Below are 18,022 nucleotides of genomic sequence, written 5' to 3' on the forward strand. Positions count from 1 at the left end.
GCGTTCGAGACGGGCTTGCCCTCGTTGAGGCGTGTGGTGACGTCTTGTACGTATTCCAGCTCGTACTGCTCGATATCGCCCTTGGCGCCCGCGTTGAAGCCGTTGGCAGTGTCGTCCTTGCCTGTGAGGAAGTCCTTGTTGCTGTCCTTCACGGCGCCTTCGAGGGAGAGCTTCACGCCGGCGTCAGCGTCCTCGATTGCTTTGACATACTTCTGGATCTGCTTCGCCCAGCTTGCCGCCGCCTGGGTGTACGACTTCAGCAAGGCCTGGCCATCGGGGTCGTGGATGAACGCCCTGCGCTCGGTGTCGGTGAGATCGGGCCGGACGTTCCCCTCGTCGTCGACTTGCATGTTGTCCTTGCGGGCGTCCGCGACCAGCGACTCCAGCCGCTTCTTCAGCTCCGTGAACTGTCCGTGGGCGTCGCGCAGCAGGTCGGCGATGGCTTTCGCTTCTGTCTGGGCGGCCGCGTACTCGTACTGTGTGCCGGCGAAGTTCACGTACGCGGATCCGAATGCCTCGCCGCGCCAGTTCGGTTTGAGACCTCGCACCGTGGCTGCGTAGTTCGACTCGGCCTTCTTGAACTCGCCGGCCATGTCGTCCCATGCCTTCGCGGCGGCCGTGAGCTTGCCGTAGTCGGTCTCCATGACCTTCTTGTAGGTCAGCGCCATGTCTGATGCCTCCTCTCGGTCTTACGTGTTGTCCAGCCCGGAGGGCTTGCGCAGTGGTGCGAAGTCGTTGTACAGCTCGAAGTCGTTGTTCTGGATCAGGCGCCGCGTGGTGCGCAGGTTCGCCGACTCCTTGTCCAGGCGGCCCGTCAGCGTCTTGACCTGGCTCTCCCAGACCTTCTGGACCTTCTTCAGGCCGGCTGCCGTGCCCCAGCCGGAGAAGGTGCTGACGGCGGTGTTAGTCGCCTCGTCGGCGTGGTTGGACGCCTTGACGGTCTGGGTCCTCACTTCGCCCGCCAGCTTGCCCGCCGCCTCGTTCTTCTTCTTCGGGTCGGAGTCGAAGTCGGGCACACCGGCCCCGCCGCCCCCGCCCGGCGCGGCGTTCTGGTTCAAGCGCATGCTGGATGACTGGCGCGCGGCCGCCTCACCCCGCAGTCGGGCCCATTCCTCGTCGAATCCCAACGTTCCGCCCCCGTACGTCTGTGTGTGAGATGAGTGATTGAGTGAATGTCTGTTCTAGCACGGGGGTTGGGTACCAAGGGCAGCAGCCTCGTACCCAACTTCCCCTGAGTAGGAGTACCTACGCTCGCCTACATGTCCGGCATCCGCCCCAGCTGAACCAGCCCCGCGCCGCCCCGCCGTGACACGAAGTAGCCGCGGCCCGGCGGCAGGGGGCGCGGGCGCACCAGGCCGAGGAGGTCACCCTCCTGGGGGTCGCCCGACATGACGACGCCCTGCGCGCCCAGCTCCTTGACGCGCTGCATGAAGCTCTCGTACATGGCGCGCGAGGCGCCCGCTGTCGTACGCGCGATGATGAAGCGGATCCCGGTGTCGCGGGCGAACGGCAGGTACTCCGCCAGCGGGGCCAGCGGGTTGCCCGCGCTTGTCGAGACCAGGTCGTAGTCGTCGATCACGATGAAGATCTGCGGGCCGGACCACCAGCTGCGGTCGCGGAGCTGCTGCGGTGTCACGTCGTCCGGCGGCTGGCGGCGCTCGAACACACCGGCCAGCGCCTCCATGTGCATCTGCAGCGAGTTCGCCATCGGCGCGTACTCCAGGACGTACTCCTCCGGCAGCGAGCCGAGCAGCGAGCGCCGGTAGTCGCCGACGACCAGCTTGGCCTCGTCCGGCGAGTAGCGCTCGGTGATCTGCTTCGTCAGCAGCCGCAGCAGGTTCGTCTTGCCGGACTCGCTCTCGCCGAAGATGAGGAAGAACGGATCGGTCTCGAAGTCGACGAACACCGGCTCCAGGTTCGTCTCGTCGATGCCGATCGCCACACCGTGCTGCGGGAACTCGAAGCCCTTAGGCAGCCGGTCCGCCGGCACCGACCGCGGCAGCAGTCGCACCGCCGGCGCCCCCGGCCCGGCCCAGGCCGACCGCACCGTCCGGACGAACGCGGCCGTGCCCTCCGACAGGTCCCCCGGATTGCTGGAGTCGTCGACACGCGGCAGCGCGCCCATGAAGTGCAGTTTCTCCTGTACCTGACCGCGGCCCGGCACACCCCTCGGCACGTTCGCCGCGACCTTGCGGTCGAACTCCGAGTCCATCGTGTCGCCGAGACGCAGTTCCAGCCGCCCCAGGACCAGGTCCTTCACCGAGGCCCGGACCTCCATGTACCGGGTCGCGCTGATCACGACGTGGACGCCGTAGCCCAGACCGCGCGTCACGATGTCCGTGACTGTCTCGTCCAGGCCCTCGTGGTCGTTGCGGAACGTGCCCCAACCGTCGATCACCAGGAAGACATCACCCCACGCCTCGCCCGGAAGCTCACCCGCGGCTCGCTTCCGGCGGTACGTGGCGATCGAGTCGATGTTGTGGGCCCGGAAGAACTCCTCGCGGCGGTTCAGCACGCCCATCACCTCGGCGACCGTACGGCGCACCCGTTCCGGGTCCAGCCGCGACGCCATCCCGCCGACGTGCGGCAGGTCGGCCAGCGCCGACAGACCGCCACCGCCGAAGTCCAGCCCGTAGAACTGCACCTCCCACGGCGTGTGCGTCAGCGCGAACGACGAGATCAGCGCCCGCAGCAGCGTCGACTTACCGGACTGGGGACCACCTACGACCATCAGATGGCCGGCCGCACCCGAGAAGTCCTGGTACAGCACCTCACGCCGCTGCTCGAACGGCTTGTCGATCAGGCCGAGCGGCACGATCAGTCCACCGGGCAGCGTGTACTCGGTGGCGGTGAAACCGCGGTCCGCGGTCGGCGCGAGACCCGGCAGCAGCTGGTCCAGTGACGGCGCCCGGTCCAGCGGAGGCAGCCACACCTGGTGGGCCGGCACGCCCTGTCCCTCCAGTCGGCGCACGACCACGTCGAGCACCGTGTCCGCCAGTGCGTCGTCCTCCTCGTGAGCGGCCGAGGCGGCCGGCCGCGCCGGATCCGGCGCCGCGTACACCACTGGAACCGGGGCCGCCGTGAACACCGCCGGGCGCCGCTCGATCGGCAGCTGGTCCGCCGACAGCCGCGGGCCGCCCGAGCGGTACGTCCCCGACACGTACGCCGCCTTGAAACGCACCATCTCGTCCGTACCGAACTTCAGATAGCCCGAGCCCGGTACCGACGGCAGGTGGTACGCGTCCGGCACACCCAGCGCCGTACGCGACTCCGCCGCCGAGAACGTCCGCAGACCGATCCGGTACGAGAGATACGTGTCGAGCCCACGCAGTCGGCCCTCCTCCAGACGCTGCGAGGCCAGCAGCAGATGCACACCCAGCGAACGGCCGATACGGCCGATCTGGATGAACATGTCGATGAAGTCCGGCTTCGCCGTGAGGAGTTCCGAGAACTCGTCGATGACCAGGACCAGCGAGGCCAGCGGCTCCAGCGCTGCGCCCGCCGCCCGTGCCTTCTCGTAGTCGTGGATGCCGGCGTAGTTGCCCGCCGCCCGCAGCAGCTCCTGCCGCCGCTGCAGCTCACCGCGGATCGCGTCGCCCATGCGGTCGACGAGCGTCAGGTCGTCCGCGAGGTTGGTGATGACCGCGGCCACATGCGGCATCTGCGACATGCCGGCGAAGGTCGCACCACCCTTGAAGTCCGCCAGAACGAAGTTCAGCGTCTCGGAGGAGTGCGTGACCGCCAGGCCGAGCACCAGGGTACGCAGCAGCTCCGACTTACCGGAGCCGGTCGCGCCCACGCACAGCCCGTGCGGGCCCATGCCCTCCTGCGCGGCCTCCTTCAGGTCCAGCATCACCGGCGAGCCGTCCTCGCCGACACCGATCGGCACGCGCAGCCGCTCCGCCGTCGACCGCGGCCGCCAGGTCCGCGCCACGTCCACCGCGGCCGCGTCGCCCAGGTTCAGCAGATCTGTGAAGTCCAGGTTCGCGAGCAGCGGCTCGTCGTCGTCGCCCCCGCCCATGCGCAGCGGCGCGAGCTGCCGCGCGAGCGCCTCGGCGGCCTGCGGCGACAGGACGTCGGGCAGGCCCTCGTACGCGTACCCCGCCCCCGACTGCAGCCGCAGCCGTCCGGGATGTACGACCACGGATAGCCCGCCCCGCTGCTCGTCCAGGTCACCGGGCACCACCTCGATGATGGTGACGCCCTGCAGGCCCTCGGCCGCCGCGAACAGCGACTCCGGCGGCACCAACCCGCCGTCCAGCACCACCACGATGTGCGGCTGGTCCAGCACCGGCTGACTCTCCCGGCTGAACCGCGGACGCCCCTCCAGGCGGCTGCGCAGCAGCTGCTCCAGCTCCCCGAGGTCGTCGCCGAACAGCCGCTTCGTACCGGCGCCGTCGACCTGGCCGGGCGCCTGCGCGTGGGGCAGCCACTTGGTCCAGTCCCAGCGCGCCACGGCGCCTGGCGCGGCGACCACCGCGACCATGAGATCGTCGGGGGAGTGCAGCGTCACGAGCTGCGCCACCATCGCACGCGCCGCGGCGCAGGCGGACTCCGGCTCACCCGACACGGTCACGTGGTAGAACGCCCGCAACGACACGGCCATCGGAAGCCCGTCCAGCGAGCCGTGCACCGCCAGGAACCGCTGCATCGCCCCCGCACACAGCGGCTCCAGCTCGTCCACCGGCGCGGTATCGGGCGCCACCAGCGGTGTGACCAACTGCTGCGCGCCGAGCCCGACGCGCACCTGGCAGAAGTCCTTGTCACCGACGCGTCGCTCCCACAGCCGTGAGCCCTCGGCCACGACCGACCACAACTGCTCGGGGGACGGGTGCAGATAGAGCTGCGCATCGCGCTGCGCACGGGCGGTCTTGCGGACCGTGCGGCGAGTCTGCGCGAGGTATTTGAGGTAGTCGCGCCGTACATCGGCCACCTGCCCCTGCGTACCGCGGCGGTGCCGCACGACCTGCGCGATCACCATGCCCACCGTCGAGACCAGCATCAGCATGCCCATGATCCGCATGAACGGCGGCATGTTCGGCATGAAGAAGAAGACGACGGACGACCCCATGCCGAGCATCGGAAGGACCTGCATGAGCATCCCCTCCTGCTGCCCGCGCGGCAGTTCGGGAGGAGACTCCAACCTCAGTTCTTCCGTGGGGACTTCCGGCGGAAGCGACCTCGGCGGGCGTTTGACGACGATCTGGCTCACCCGGGCATCATCCCTCGATACGAACGGAAGACCGCCGGCAGTACCCACACCGACGCCCCCGCGACAGTTCGACTCGCGACCACCCTCACATACGCGCACCCGACCCCCGCACAGGGGTCGGCCCTCACGCCTGGGCCCCGCAGGCGCCCTGCGTACGGCTCCGGCTCCGCATGCGCGGGAGCCGCGTCCGAGGATGAGCCCGCGTCAGCAGCGCCCCCGCCCAAGGAGACTCACGTCGGTGGCACCCCCTGCACCGCAGGCGACACCCGCGCCGCTGGACGCTCCGCGTAGGCCGAGACCCGTGCTGCGGAGATCCCGCGCCGTGGTGTGAAGTCACATGTGATGGACGGATACCGCGAGCGCGGACGGCCATCCACGACTGCGGAGTTCCCTCCGCCCGCCGCGAACGTCCCTCCGCGCGAAGGCGATCCTACTTGCAGCTTGTCGTGTCGCGTCCCGGTAGGGTGACGCGCGCACTGTGCGCAACCGCGAATCAGGGAAACCAGGGGGTCCAGACACGTGAGTACCAGCGCAGCGACCGGCTTCTGCCGCGTCACCGTCGTGGCGCCGGACAGCCGCATCGATGTGGCCCTTCCCGAGGACATCGCCGTCGCCGACGTCTACCCGGAGATCCTCCGGCTCACCGGCCAGGGCCAGGCGGCCGCCACCCCCACGGGCTACCACCTCGTACGCCGCGACGGCACCGTCCTCGACAGCGCCCGGACCCTCGTCGCCCAGCGGGTCCTCGACGGTGAGGTCCTCCTCCTCAGGCCCTTCGCGGAGTCACTGCCCCCCGCCGTCTTCGACGACGTCGCCGACGCCGTCGCCTCCGCCATCACCCGGAACCGCCGCCTGTGGAGCGACGACATGCTCCGCGGCGCCGGCCTCGTCGGCGGGGTTCTGCTGCTCCTCCTCATGGGCTTCGTCCTCTGGTACGCGGACCCCGTGCGCCATGACATGCACGGCCTCCCCGGAATCATCGCGGGGGCCGCCGGTGTCCTGCTCACCGCGTTCGCGGGCGTACGGGCCCGGGTGTACGGCGACCGGTACGGCGCCGTCGCCTTCGGTCTGGGCGCTCTGCCCCTCCTCCTCGTCGCGGGCTCCGGCATCATCGGCCCGGCCGACGGTCAGGGCCCCGGACGCCTGCAGTTCCTCCTCGGCTGTGTGACCGTCCTGGTCGCCTCCGTGGTCCTCGTCGCGCTGGCCCCCAGCGGCGACGCGCCTTTCGTGGCGGCCACCTTCCTCGCCGCCGTCGGCACGCTCGCGACCTTCGCCGCGATCCTCACCGAGGCGTCCGCCACCGCTGCCGCGTCCGTCTGCGCGCCCGTCGCCATCGGCCTGGTCGCTTTCCTGCCGGGCCTGTCCGCCCGCTTCGCCCGGCTGCCCATCGGATACGCAGCCCCGCGCACCCCGTCGATCGACGCCGTCGACTTCGACGGGGACGAGCAGCCCGACGCCCAGCCCGTGGAGGCGGAGCGCATCGCCCTCCAGGCCCGCCGCGGCCACGAGATGCTGCTCGGTCTGGTCGGCGGCTGTGCCGCAGTCGTCGTCGCGAGCGCGGCTGTCCTCGGTTTCGCCGGCAACGCATGGGGGCAGTGCCTCGCTCTGGCCGCCGGCCTCGCCATGCTGCTGCGCGCCCGCCTGTTCCGCTACACCTCCCAGGTCGCCTGCGCCCTGGTGGCCGGCCTCGCCGCGATCGGTCTGCTGATCCTGGGCCTCTCCCTCAACCCTCCGGCCGATCTGGTCCGGGAACTGCTCGTTCACGGTGACCGGGGCGGTCTCGACATCCGTACGATCTGGCTGAGCGCCGCCGTCGCCGCCGGCGTCGCACTGATCACCGCGATCGGCCTGATCATCCCGAAGAAGGGCCTGTCGCCGTTCTGGGGCCGGTTGCTCGACATCGTCGAGGGAGCGGTCCTGCTCTCGCTCGTCCCGCTCTGCCTCGCCGTCCTGGACGTCTACAGCGCGGCCCGCTCGCTCACCAGCTGATTCAGCCGGGAGCGGGCCGCGTATGCCCGGCACGGCAGCGAGTCGTACAGGACCACAGCCGGAGCCATGCTCCACGGCTGGTACGCTGTGTGACGGCCGTTTGTGTACGCGCCCCCGGATCATCTGGGAGCTGCGCTCATCGAGCCTTCGCCTCCGAGTCACGGAAGCTCCCCTGAGACCAAGACCAGGGGCACTCGCGGGCGCATCGAAACATCAAGAGGAGTACCGAGTGTCTCTCGACGCCGCCACGAAGAAGCAGATCATGGCCGAGTTCGGCACCAAGGAGGGCGACACCGGCTCCCCCGAGGTCCAGGTCGCGCTGCTCTCCCGCCGCATCTCGGACCTGACCGAGCACCTCAAGACGCACAAGCACGACCACCACTCCCGCCGTGGTCTGCTGATCCTCGTCGGCCAGCGCCGCCGCCTGCTGCAGTACCTGGCCAAGAAGGACATCCAGCGCTTCCGTGCGCTGGTCGACCGCCTCGGCATCCGTCGCGGTGCCGCCGGCGGTGCGAAGTAAGACGCTGTGAGGGGAGCGGTTCCCGACCGACCGGGGGCCGCTCCCTTTGCTGTACGCGCACATCGATTGCCGTACGCGCGGACGACCGGAATGCGCTTCTGGGCGCATGCTCAGTAATCTGGTCGCACAACGCCATAACGAAATCGCCATGAAGCGGATATAACGCCAGAATGGCAGTGTGAGGAGAGAGCGCCTCGCCGTCGCCGGTCCTCGGTAGTGGCCCCCGGGACATCACCCACAGGGGTGCACCCGGGTGCTTCGATCGAAGACCGGCCCGCACACAAGGCGCGATCTCTCCACCCGTCCCGCGTCATACGGGCGCAGGACCAAAGACGAACAAGACGACACGTAAACGGAGAAATCGCTAGTGGAGAACGAGACCCACTACGCCGAGGCCGTCATCGACAACGGCTCCTTCGGCACCCGCACCATCCGCTTCGAGACGGGCCGCCTGGCCAAGCAGGCCGCCGGCTCCGCCGTGGCGTATCTGGACGACGACACCATGGTGCTGTCGGCCACGACCGCCTCCAAGAAGCCCAAGGACCAGCTCGACTTCTTCCCCCTGACGGTGGACGTCGAGGAGCGGATGTACGCGGCCGGCAAGATCCCCGGCTCCTTCTTCCGCCGGGAGGGCCGGCCCTCCGAGGACGCCGTCCTCACCTGCCGCCTGATCGACCGCCCGCTGCGCCCCTCCTTCAAGAAGGGCCTGCGCAACGAGATCCAGATCGTTGAGACGATCATGGCGCTCAACCCCGACCACCTCTACGACGTGGTCGCCATCAACGCCGCCTCCTGCTCCACGCAGCTGGCCGGCCTGCCCTTCTCCGGCCCGATCGGCGGCACCCGCGTCGCCCTCATCAAGGGCCAGTGGGTCGCCTTCCCGACGCACACCGAGCTCGAGGACGCCGTCTTCGACATGGTCGTCGCGGGCCGCGTCCTGGAGGACGGCGACGTCGCGATCATGATGGTCGAGGCCGAGGCCACCGAGAAGACCGTCGAGCTCGTCAAGGGCGGCGTCGAGGCGCCGACCGAGGAGATCGTCGCCGCCGGTCTCGAGGCCGCGAAGCCCTTCATCAAGGTCCTCTGCAAGGCCCAGGCCGACCTCGCCGCCAAGGCCGCCAAGCCCACCGGCGAGTTCCCGGTCTTCCTCGACTACCAGGACGACGTCCTGGAGGCGCTGACCGCCGCCGTCAGGACGGAGCTCGCCCAGGCGCTCACCATCGCCGGCAAGCAGGAGCGCGAGACCGAGCTCGACCGCATCAAGGAGCTCGCCGCCGAGAAGCTTCTCCCGGCCTTCGAGGGCCGCGAGAAGGAGATCTCGGGTGCGTACCGCGCGCTGACCAAGAAGCTGGTCCGCGAGCGCATCATCAAGGACAAGGTGCGCATGGACGGCCGTGGCATCACGGACATCCGTACGCTCGCCGCCGAGGTCGAGGCCATCCCGCGCGTGCACGGTTCGGCGCTGTTCGAGCGTGGCGAGACCCAGATCCTGGGCGTCACCACCCTGAACATGCTCCGCATGGAGCAGCAGCTGGACACCCTCTCCCCGGTGACCCGCAAGCGCTACATGCACAACTACAACTTCCCGCCGTACTCCGTCGGTGAGACCGGCCGCGTCGGTTCGCCGAAGCGCCGCGAGATCGGCCACGGCGCCCTCGCCGAGCGCGCGCTCGTGCCGGTGCTGCCGACGCGTGAGGAGTTCCCCTACGCGATCCGCCAGGTGTCCGAGGCCCTCGGCTCCAACGGCTCGACGTCCATGGGCTCCGTCTGCGCCTCCACCATGTCGCTGCTGAACGCCGGTGTGCCGCTGAAGGCCCCCGTCGCCGGTATCGCGATGGGCCTGATCTCGCAGGAGATCGACGGCGAGACGCACTACGTCGCCCTCACCGACATCCTCGGTGCGGAGGACGCCTTCGGCGACATGGACTTCAAGGTCGCCGGTACGAAGGAGTTCGTCACCGCTCTCCAGCTCGACACCAAGCTGGACGGCATCCCGGCCTCCGTCCTGGCCGCGGCCCTCAAGCAGGCCCGCGACGCCCGCCTCCACATCCTCGACGTGATGATGGAGGCGATCGACCGCCCGGACGAGATGTCCCCCAACGCCCCGCGGATCATCACGGTCAAGATCCCCGTGGACAAGATCGGTGAGGTCATCGGCCCCAAGGGCAAGATGATCAACCAGATCCAGGAGGACACCGGCGCCGAGATCACCATCGAGGACGACGGCACCATCTACATCGGCGCCGCCGACGGCCCGGCCGCCGAGGCCGCCCGTGCCACGATCAACGGCATCGCCAACCCGACGATGCCCGAGGTCGGCGAGCGCTACCTGGGTACGGTCGTCAAGACCACCACCTTCGGCGCGTTCGTCTCGCTCCTCCCCGGCAAGGACGGTCTGCTGCACATCTCGCAGATCCGCAAGCTCGCCGGTGGCAAGCGCGTGGAGAACGTCGAGGACGTGGTCGCGGTCGGCTCCAAGGTGCAGGTCGAGATCGCCGAGATCGACCAGCGCGGCAAGCTCTCCCTCATCCCCGTCCTCGCGGACGACGAGGGCGCCGAGGGCTCTGACGACAAGAAGGACGACGCCGACAAGTGACGTCCCGTAGTCTCCGGACGACGGCCCGCACCTCTTCGGAGGCGCGGGCCGTCGCCCGTACCCAAACGCTTCTCAAGGGCAAGGACGGCATCGGTACGGTCCGTCGCACCACCCTCCCCGGTGGCCTCCGTATCGTCACCGAGACCCTGCCCTCCGTACGCTCCGCCACCTTCGGCATCTGGGCCCACGTCGGCTCCCGCGACGAGACGCCCGCCCTCAACGGCGCCACGCACTACCTGGAGCACCTCCTCTTCAAGGGCACGCACAAGCGCAGCGCCCTCGACATCTCCGCCGCCATCGACGCGGTCGGCGGCGAGATGAACGCCTTCACGGCGAAGGAGTACACCTGCTACTACGCGCGGGTCCTCGACACGGACCTGCCGCTCGCCATCGACGTCGTGTGCGACATGCTCACCGGCTCGCTGATCCTGGAGGAGGACATCGACGCCGAGCGCGGCGTGATCCTCGAAGAGATCGCGATGACCGAGGACGACCCGGGCGACGTCGTTCACGACCTGTTCGCCAAGACGATGTTCGGCGACACCCCGCTGGGCCGCCCCGTCCTCGGCACGGTCGACACGATCAACGCCCTCACCCGCGACCAGGTCGCCCGCTTCTACAAGAAGCACTACGACCCCACCCACCTGGTCGTCGCGGCCGCCGGCAACATCGACCACGCCACCGTCGTACGCCAGGTCCGCCGTGCCTTCGAGAAGGCCGGCGCCCTCACCCGTACCGACGCCGTCCCGGTCGCCCCGCGCGACGGCCGACGCGCCCTCCGCGCCGCCGGCCGTGTCGAGCTGGTCAACCGCAGGACCGAACAGGCACACGTCGTCCTCGGCATGCCCGGCTTCGCCCGCACCGACGACCGCCGCTGGGCCGTCGGCGTCCTGAACACCGCCCTCGGCGGCGGCATGTCCTCGCGCCTCTTCCAGGAGGTCCGCGAGAAGCGCGGTCTGGCCTACAGCGTCTACTCGTACACCTCGGGCTTCGCCGACTGCGGCCTGTTCGGCGTGTACGCGGGCTGCCGCCCCAACCAGGTCCACGACGTGCTGCGCATCTGCCGCGACGAACTCGACCGGGTCGCCTCCGACGGCCTCTCCGACGACGAGATCCGGCGGGCCGTCGGCCAGCTCAAGGGCTCCACCGTCCTCGGCCTGGAGGACACCGGCGCGCTGATGAACCGCATCGGCAAGAGCGAGCTGTGCTGGGGCGACCAGATGTCGGTCGACGACATGCTCGCCCATATCGCGGCCGTCACCCCCGACGACGTACGCGCGGTCGCGTCCGAGCTCCTCGGACAGCGGCCCTCGCTGTCCGTCATCGGGCCGCTCAAGGACAAGCAGGCGGACCGCCTCCACGAAGCGGTGTCCTGACAGCCCGTGCCCGTGGCCCGCCCCCGCGCGGGCCACGGACACGGACCGGAATCGAAGGAAGTACGAGCATGAGCAGCAAGCTGCGGGTCGCGGTCATCGGCGCCCGGGGACGCATCGGCTCCGAAGCCGTCCGCGCGGTCGAGGCCGCCGACGACATGGAGCTGGTCGCCGCCCTCGGCCGGGGCGACAAGCTGGAGACCCTCACCGAGGCCGGCGCCCAGGTCGCCGTCGAGCTGACCACCCCCGCCTCCGTGATGGACAACCTCGACTTCTGCGTACGCCATGGCATCCACGCCGTCGTCGGTACGACGGGCTGGACCGAGGACCGCCTCAGCCGGCTCACCACCTGGCTGGACGGCTCCCCGGAGACCGGCGTCCTCATCGCCCCGAACTTCTCCATCGGCGCCGTCCTCACCATGAAGTTCGCGCAGATCGCCGCGCCCTACTTCGAGTCCGTCGAGGTCGTCGAGCTGCACCACCCCAACAAGGTCGACGCCCCCTCCGGCACCGCCACCCGCACCGCCCAGCTCATCGCCGCCGCCCGCGCCGAGGCCGGCTGCGCGCCGCAGCCCGACGCCACCACCACGGCCCTGGACGGCGCGCGCGGCGCGAACGTCGACGGTGTCCCCGTCCACGCGGTGCGCCTCCGGGGCCTGCTGGCCCACCAGGAGGTGCTGCTCGGCGGCGAGGGCGAGACGCTCACCGTCCGCCACGACTCGCTGCACCACAGCAGCTTCATGCCGGGCATCCTGCTGGGCTGCCGCCGTGTCGTCACCACCCCGGGCCTCACCTTCGGCCTGGAAAACTTCCTCGACCTCGGCTGACTCCCATGGGCGCAAAGATCACGTACTTCGTCATGGCCGCCTTCCTGGTCGTCTGGTTCGTCCTGGCCGGCGGCCGCGGCGTGGCACTCATCCAGCAGGGCACCGCCGTCACGGTGACGCTCGGGGCCGCGGCCATGGTCCTGCCGGTCATCGGCGTGTGGTTCCTCTGGATGAACACCCGGTTCGTCACCAAGGCCAACCGCCTCGCGGCCGAGCTGGAGGCGGAGGGCGGCCTTCCCGTCGACGAACTGCGGCGCACGCCGGACGGGCTGGTCGACCGCGACTCGGCCGACGAGGTGTTCGCCAGGCGCCGCGCGGAGACCGAGGACGCCCCGGACGACTGGCGCTGCTGGTTCCGCCTCGCGGTCGCCTACCGGGACGCCCGCGACACCCCCAGGGCCCGCAAGGCGATGCAACGCGCGATCGCCCTGCACGACAACCGGCCGCTCGCGAACTGAGACGGCGCCCGGACGAGAATCCGGGCGCCGTGGCGGCTCACTCACGGGGAGCCTCAAGCCCTAGGAGGCGAAGCCGTACTCCGCGTTCCACGCCTCGACGGAGTCGGCGGCCCGGTCGAACGCCTCGACCCGGGCCAGGAAGTCCGCGTTGTGGTCGGTGAGCAGTGTCAGCGGCTCACCGCCACCGTGCCGTACGAGGACGAGCGCCTGCCCCTGCACGGTGCGCGGCAGCCCCAGCCACCGCACCGGCTGCTGCACCGTCCGCAGGGACGCGGCCCGCGCCCACGGAACGGTGACCGTCCTGAAGAACCGCACACGCCGTACGCCGTGCCGGCTCACCCATGTGCCCATGCGCAGCATCCGCAGCGCCACCAGAATCACCAGGAGCGCGGCCCCCAGGCACACGCCCCCGGCCGCGAGGTCCCCGGCCAGCGCGATGATCAGCGTCGCGAGCAGCATGAACGAGGCGACCAGCAGCGCGACCGCGGCGGCGCTGACCCGCCACGGCCCGGGCCGGTACGGGCGGCGCCACTGGTCGTGGTCGTCGAAGGGGAGCGCCATGTCGTCGCCTGTGGCTTCGAAAGCGCGGTCGGCCGTCAGAAAGGGCAGGGGCACGACTGATCCTTAACTCTTTGCACGCTCGTTCGGGCTGTGCCCGGTGAGGCTACCCAGCACGCCCGCGACCGGCCACAGCAGGGGGCGCGTACGGGTCAGCGGCCGTCGGAAGCCTCGGACTGCTGCGTGTGCCCGGCCGACGGCCCGGACTGCATCGCCGGCATCCCGAACAGCAGCGACCCGACCAGCCCGGCCACCACAGTCAGCCCGATCAGCGTACGACCAGCGACCTGCGACAGGCTGGGACGCTGCCGCGCCGGAGGGGTGACGTTGCTGCGGAAGCGGTCGGTCTCGGCGACGAACGCGAACGGGACTGCCTCTCGCCTCGGGGCACCGCCCAGCGGTGGCTGGGGGAGGATCATGGCGCTGCTCTCCTTCGATACGGCCGCTGGTTGCGGCTTCTACCGATACAGACGCGTGTACGAGCCGTTTGGTGCCCTGAAATCCGATGTCGGTCCCGGGCCGTAGAGTGGGCGCCGCCCGCGCGACGCGATTTTGGAAGGACCCGCCGGTGACCGACACCCCCGCCGAAACCCCCCAGGACTCCGAGGAGCTCAAGCCCGGCTTCCGCAGCGACGTGACGGTCGAGCTGGTCAAGCACAGCGCCGCGGACTCCGACGTGCTGTGGGCCGCCCGTGTCTCCACGGCCGGGGAGCAGTCCCTGGAGGAGCTTACGAAGGACCCGGAGCGTTCGAAGGGGCTCATCAACTATCTGATGCGGGACCGGCACGGCAGCCCCTTCGAGCACAACTCGATGACCTTCTTCATCAGCGCCCCGATCTTCGTCTTCCGCGAGTTCATGCGGCACCGCGTGGGCTGGTCGTACAACGAGGAGTCCGGCCGCTACCGGGAGCTCGAGCCCGTCTTCTACGTCCCGGACGCCTCCCGCAAGCTGGTCCAGGAGGGCCGCCCGGGCAAATACGTCTTCGTCGAGGGCACCGAGGAGCAGCACACGCTCGTCTCGCGCACGATGGAGCAGTCGTACGTCCAGGCGTACGAGGCGTACCAGGAGATGCTGGCCGCCGGCGTCGCCCGCGAGGTGGCCCGCTCGGTCCTCCCGGTCGGCCTCTACTCGTCCATGTACGCCACGTGCAACGCCCGCTCGCTGATGCACTTCCTCGGTCTGCGCACGCAGCACGAGCTGGCCAAGGTCCCGTCCTTCCCGCAGCGGGAGATCGAGATGGTCGGCGAGAAGATGGAGGCGGAGTGGGCCGAGCTCATGCCGCTCACGTACGCCGCGTTCAACAAGAACGGCCGCGTCGCGCCGTAGCCAGGAGCGACCGAAATCCAGGTCCGAGGCTTGTACAGATGTACGGGTCAGCCGCCCGAAGTGTCCACATTGCGGCGTTCTGAGAAGTTCATCTAGGCTGATCAAACGGACCCGGCACTGCTTGAACCCCCGAGCAGGCAGTGCCGGGCTCCACTTCCGGACGTCCCCTAGGGGCACCGCGCGTCAAGCAGCGAGTAGCGTGTTACCCATGGCTCCGATCTCCACTCCGCAGACCCCCTTCGGGCGGGTCCTCACCGCCATGGTCACGCCCTTCGCGGCGGACGGCGCACTCGACCTCGACGGCGCTCAGCGGCTCGCCAGCCACCTCGTGGACGCAGGCAACGACGGCCTGGTCGTCAACGGCACCACCGGCGAGTCCCCGACCACCAGCGACGCGGAGAAAGAGCAGCTCGTACGGGCGGTCCTGGAGGCCGTCGGCGACCGTGCCCACGTCGTCGCCGGCATCGGAACCAACGACACCCGCCACACGCTCGAGCTGGCCCGCGCCGCAGAGCGCGCCGGTGCCCACGGCCTGCTCGCCGTCACGCCGTACTACAACAAGCCCCCGCAGGAGGGCCTGTACCGGCACTTCACGGCCATCGCCGACGCCACCGAGCTCCCGGTGATGCTCTACGACATCCCCGGCCGCAGCGGCGTGCCCATCGACACCGAGACGATCGTCCGCCTCGCCGAGCACCCGCGCATCGTCGCCAACAAGGACGCCAAGGGCGACCTCGGCCGCGCCAGCTGGGCCATCGCCCGCTCCGGCCTCGCCTGGTACTCCGGCGACGACATGCTCAACCTGCCACTGCTCTCCGTCGGCGCCGTCGGCTTCGTCTCCGTCGTCGGCCATGTCGTCACCCCGGAGCTGCGCGCCCTCCTCGACGCCCACCTCGCCGGCGACGTCCAGAAGGCCACCGAGATCCACCAGCAGCTGCTCCCGGTCTACACCGGCATGTTCCGCAACCAGGGCGTGATCACCACCAAGGCCGCCCTCACCCTCCAGGGCCTCCCCGCGGGCCCGCTGCGCCTGCCGCTCGTGGGGCTCTCGCCTGCCGAGACCGCTCAGCTCAGGACCGACCTCGCCGCGGGCGGGGTAGAGCTGTGACAACAGACTTCATAACTGAATACGCAGCAACACAGTCCCTTGCACCTGCATGAAAGTCACGCGCGCCATGTGTCTCAGCGGCACGTGGCGCGCGTGGTGAGGAGAGTCTTTTGAGTCATCCGCATCCTGAACTCGGCACCCCACCGAAGTTGCCCAAGGGCGGCCTTCGCGTCACCCCGCTGGGCGGCCTCGGCGAGATCGGCCGCAACATGACGGTCTTCGAGTACGGCGGCCGACTGCTGATCGTCGACTGCGGCGTGCTGTTCCCCGAGGAGGAGCAGCCCGGCGTCGACCTGATCCTGCCGGACTTCACGACCCTGAGGGACCGCCTCGACGACATCGAGGCCATCGTCCTCACCCACGGTCACGAGGACCACATCGGTGGCGTGCCCTACCTGCTCCGCCTCAAGCCGGACATCCCCCTCATCGGCTCCAAGCTGACCCTCGCCCTGATCGAGGCCAAGCTCCAGGAGCACCGCATCCGCCCGTACACACTCGAAGTGGCGGAGGGGCACCGGGAACAGCTGGGTGCCTTCGACTGCGAGTTCATCGCGGTCAACCACTCCATCCCGGACGCCCTGGCCGTCGCCATCCGCACCCCCGCGGGCATGGTCGTGCACACCGGCGACTTCAAGATGGACCAGCTCCCGCTGGACAGCCGCCTCACGGACCTGCACGCGTTCGCCCGGCTGAGCGAGGAGGGCATCGACCTCCTCCTCAGCGACTCCACGAACGCCGAGGTCCCCGGCTTCACGGCGCCCGAGCGTGACATCTCCAACGTCATGCGCTCGGTGTTCGCCGGCGCCCAGCGGCGCATCATCGTGGCGAGCTTCGCCAGCCATGTGCACCGCATCCAGCAGGTCCTCGACGCCGCCCACGAGTACGGCCGCCGGGTCGCCTTCGTCGGCCGCTCGATGGTCCGCAACATGGGCATCGCCCGCGACCTGGGCTACCTGCGCGTCCCGGCCGGACTCGTCGTCGACGTCAAGACCCTCGACGACCTGCCGGACCACGAGGTCGTCCTGGTCTGTACGGGCTCCCAGGGCGAGCCGATGGCGGCCCTGTCCCGGATGGCCAACCGGGACCACCAGATCCGTATCGTCCAGGGCGACACGGTGATCCTGGCGTCGTCCCTGATCCCGGGCAACGAGAACGCGGTCTACCGCGTGATCAACGGCCTGACCCGCTGGGGCGCCAACGTCGTCCACAAGGGCAACGCCAAGGTGCACGTCTCCGGCCATGCCTCGGCCGGCGAGCTGCTCTACTTCTACAACATCTGCAAGCCGAAGAACCTGATGCCGGTGCACGGCGAGTGGCGCCATCTGCGCGCCAACGCGGAACTCGGCGCGCTCACGGGCGTACCGAAGGACCGCATCGTCATCGCGGAGGACGGCGTCGTCGTCGACCTGATCGACGGCAAAGCCAAGATCGTCGGCAAGGTCCAGGCGGGTTACGTGTACGTGGACGGCCTCTCGGTCGGCGACGTCACGGAGGTACACCTCAAGGACCGCCGCATCCTGGGCGAGGAGGGCATCGTCTCGGTCTTCGTCGTGGTCGACTCCACGTCCGGCAAGATCGTCGGCGGCCCGCACGTCCAGGCGCGCGGCTCCGGCATCGAGGACGGCGCGTTCGACGCCGTCATCCCGAAGATCGAGGACGCCCTGAACAAGTCGGCCCAGGACGGTGTGGTGGAGCCGCACCAGCTCCAGCAGCTGATCCGCCGGACGATCGGCAAGTGGGTCTCGGACTCGTACCGCCGCCGGCCGATGATCCTGCCTGTGGTGGTTGAGGTCTGACGCCTCGCCAGCTCCGACCGGAGCGGGGCAGCCTTGATTTGCATCCGGGCGCCCCGCTCCAGTACGTTTACGGCTCCGCCCGACCGGGAACCCGGAACCTTCGCGTGCCGAAGGGGAGCCAGGAGGGGCGGGAAATCCGACTCAGAATCTCTGATAAAGTCGGAATCCGCCGAAAGGTAAAGGCCCTCCAACGGCCATCGGAAACGAAATCCGAACCGGAAACGGAACGGAAAACGGATCTGGTAAGGTTGGAAACAC

Annotated in this window: 13 protein-coding genes and 1 pseudogene; 9 read left to right on the forward strand and 5 right to left on the reverse strand. The window is 69.6% G+C overall.

All coding sequences use genetic code 11. From position 1 onward, the window contains the following. The 3 genes and pseudogenes from FVS66_RS09955 to eccCa form a co-directional block, all read right to left on the reverse strand. Positions 1-668: pseudogene (locus FVS66_RS09955) on the reverse strand (hypothetical protein); the annotation flags it as partial. 21 nt (positions 669-689) lie between these two features. Further along, positions 690-1,064 (reverse strand): hypothetical protein, encoded by a 375-nt coding sequence (locus FVS66_RS09960; RefSeq protein WP_149180660.1) that lies wholly within the window; start codon positions 1,062-1,064, stop codon positions 690-692. Between the two features lie 191 nt (positions 1,065-1,255). Beyond that, complete coding sequence (eccCa, locus tag FVS66_RS09965) at positions 1,256-5,212, reverse strand: type VII secretion protein EccCa (RefSeq protein ID WP_149180667.1); 3,957 nt, start codon at positions 5,210-5,212, stop codon at positions 1,256-1,258. 519 nt (positions 5,213-5,731) lie between these two features. On the opposite strand from eccCa, the gene eccD reads away from it, so the two are divergent. From eccD to FVS66_RS09995, 6 genes are all read left to right on the forward strand, one after another. After that, positions 5,732-7,201, forward strand: a complete 1,470-nt coding sequence (gene eccD, locus FVS66_RS09970; protein WP_149180668.1) for a type VII secretion integral membrane protein EccD — start codon at positions 5,732-5,734, stop codon at positions 7,199-7,201. A gap of 229 nt (positions 7,202-7,430) precedes the next feature. Beyond that, a complete protein-coding gene (rpsO, locus tag FVS66_RS09975; protein WP_023586232.1) occupies positions 7,431-7,721 on the forward strand; it encodes a 30S ribosomal protein S15 in 291 nt (96 codons plus the stop codon). Between the two features lie 367 nt (positions 7,722-8,088). Beyond that, entirely contained in the window at positions 8,089-10,317 is a 2,229-nt protein-coding gene (locus FVS66_RS09980) for a polyribonucleotide nucleotidyltransferase (RefSeq protein ID WP_149180669.1), read from the forward strand. After that, positions 10,314-11,693: a pitrilysin family protein gene (locus FVS66_RS09985; RefSeq protein WP_149180670.1), complete on the forward strand. Its 1,380-nt coding sequence runs from the start codon at positions 10,314-10,316 to the stop codon at positions 11,691-11,693. Before FVS66_RS09980 ends, FVS66_RS09985 begins: the two co-directional genes overlap by 4 nt. 68 nt (positions 11,694-11,761) lie before the next feature. After that, on the forward strand, positions 11,762-12,517 hold the full coding sequence (gene dapB, locus FVS66_RS09990; protein ID WP_149180671.1) for a 4-hydroxy-tetrahydrodipicolinate reductase: 756 nt from the start codon (positions 11,762-11,764) through the stop codon (positions 12,515-12,517). A gap of 5 nt (positions 12,518-12,522) precedes the next feature. Beyond that, entirely contained in the window at positions 12,523-12,975 is a 453-nt protein-coding gene (locus FVS66_RS09995; protein ID WP_149180672.1) for a tetratricopeptide repeat protein, read from the forward strand. 60 nt (positions 12,976-13,035) lie between these two features. On the opposite strand, the gene FVS66_RS10000 is transcribed toward FVS66_RS09995, so the two are convergent. Then, the gene (locus tag FVS66_RS10000; protein WP_149180673.1) at positions 13,036-13,590 is read right to left on the reverse strand and encodes a hypothetical protein; all 555 of its coding nucleotides are present in this window, start codon (positions 13,588-13,590) and stop codon (positions 13,036-13,038) included. 95 nt (positions 13,591-13,685) lie between these two features. After that, entirely contained in the window at positions 13,686-13,952 is a 267-nt protein-coding gene (locus FVS66_RS10005; protein WP_149180674.1) for a hypothetical protein, read from the reverse strand. A 149-nt stretch (positions 13,953-14,101) separates the two neighbouring features. On the opposite strand from FVS66_RS10005, the gene thyX reads away from it, so the two are divergent. The 3 genes from thyX to FVS66_RS10020 all read left to right on the forward strand — a co-directional run bounded on the left by thyX (position 14,102) and on the right by FVS66_RS10020 (position 17,764). After that, complete coding sequence (thyX, locus tag FVS66_RS10010; protein WP_149180675.1) at positions 14,102-14,860, forward strand: FAD-dependent thymidylate synthase; 759 nt, start codon at positions 14,102-14,104, stop codon at positions 14,858-14,860. A 208-nt stretch (positions 14,861-15,068) separates the two neighbouring features. Next, positions 15,069-15,968 (forward strand): 4-hydroxy-tetrahydrodipicolinate synthase, encoded by a 900-nt coding sequence (dapA, locus tag FVS66_RS10015; protein WP_149180676.1) that lies wholly within the window; start codon positions 15,069-15,071, stop codon positions 15,966-15,968. Positions 15,969-16,078: 110 nt separating this feature from the next. Beyond that, the gene (locus tag FVS66_RS10020; protein WP_149180677.1) at positions 16,079-17,764 is read left to right on the forward strand and encodes a ribonuclease J; all 1,686 of its coding nucleotides are present in this window, start codon (positions 16,079-16,081) and stop codon (positions 17,762-17,764) included. Positions 17,765-18,022 lie beyond the last annotated feature (258 nt).

It is taken from the genome of Streptomyces sp. TRM49041 (assembly GCF_008271805.1).
Taxonomy (GTDB): Bacteria; Actinomycetota; Actinomycetes; order Streptomycetales; family Streptomycetaceae; genus Streptomyces.

Excerpts from the sequence above, each read along its gene's own strand:
- FVS66_RS09960 (WP_149180660.1), bottom strand. The coding sequence starts at position 1,064 with ATGCGCTTGAACCAGAACGCCGCGCCGGGCGGGGGCGGCGGGGCCGGT.
- dapB (WP_149180671.1), top strand. The coding sequence starts at position 11,762 with ATGAGCAGCAAGCTGCGGGTCGCGGTCATCGGCGCCCGGGGACGCATC.
- FVS66_RS09995 (WP_149180672.1), top strand. The coding sequence starts at position 12,523 with ATGGGCGCAAAGATCACGTACTTCGTCATGGCCGCCTTCCTGGTCGTC.
- FVS66_RS10005 (WP_149180674.1), bottom strand. The coding sequence starts at position 13,952 with ATGATCCTCCCCCAGCCACCGCTGGGCGGTGCCCCGAGGCGAGAGGCA.
- dapA (WP_149180676.1), top strand. The coding sequence starts at position 15,069 with ATGGCTCCGATCTCCACTCCGCAGACCCCCTTCGGGCGGGTCCTCACC.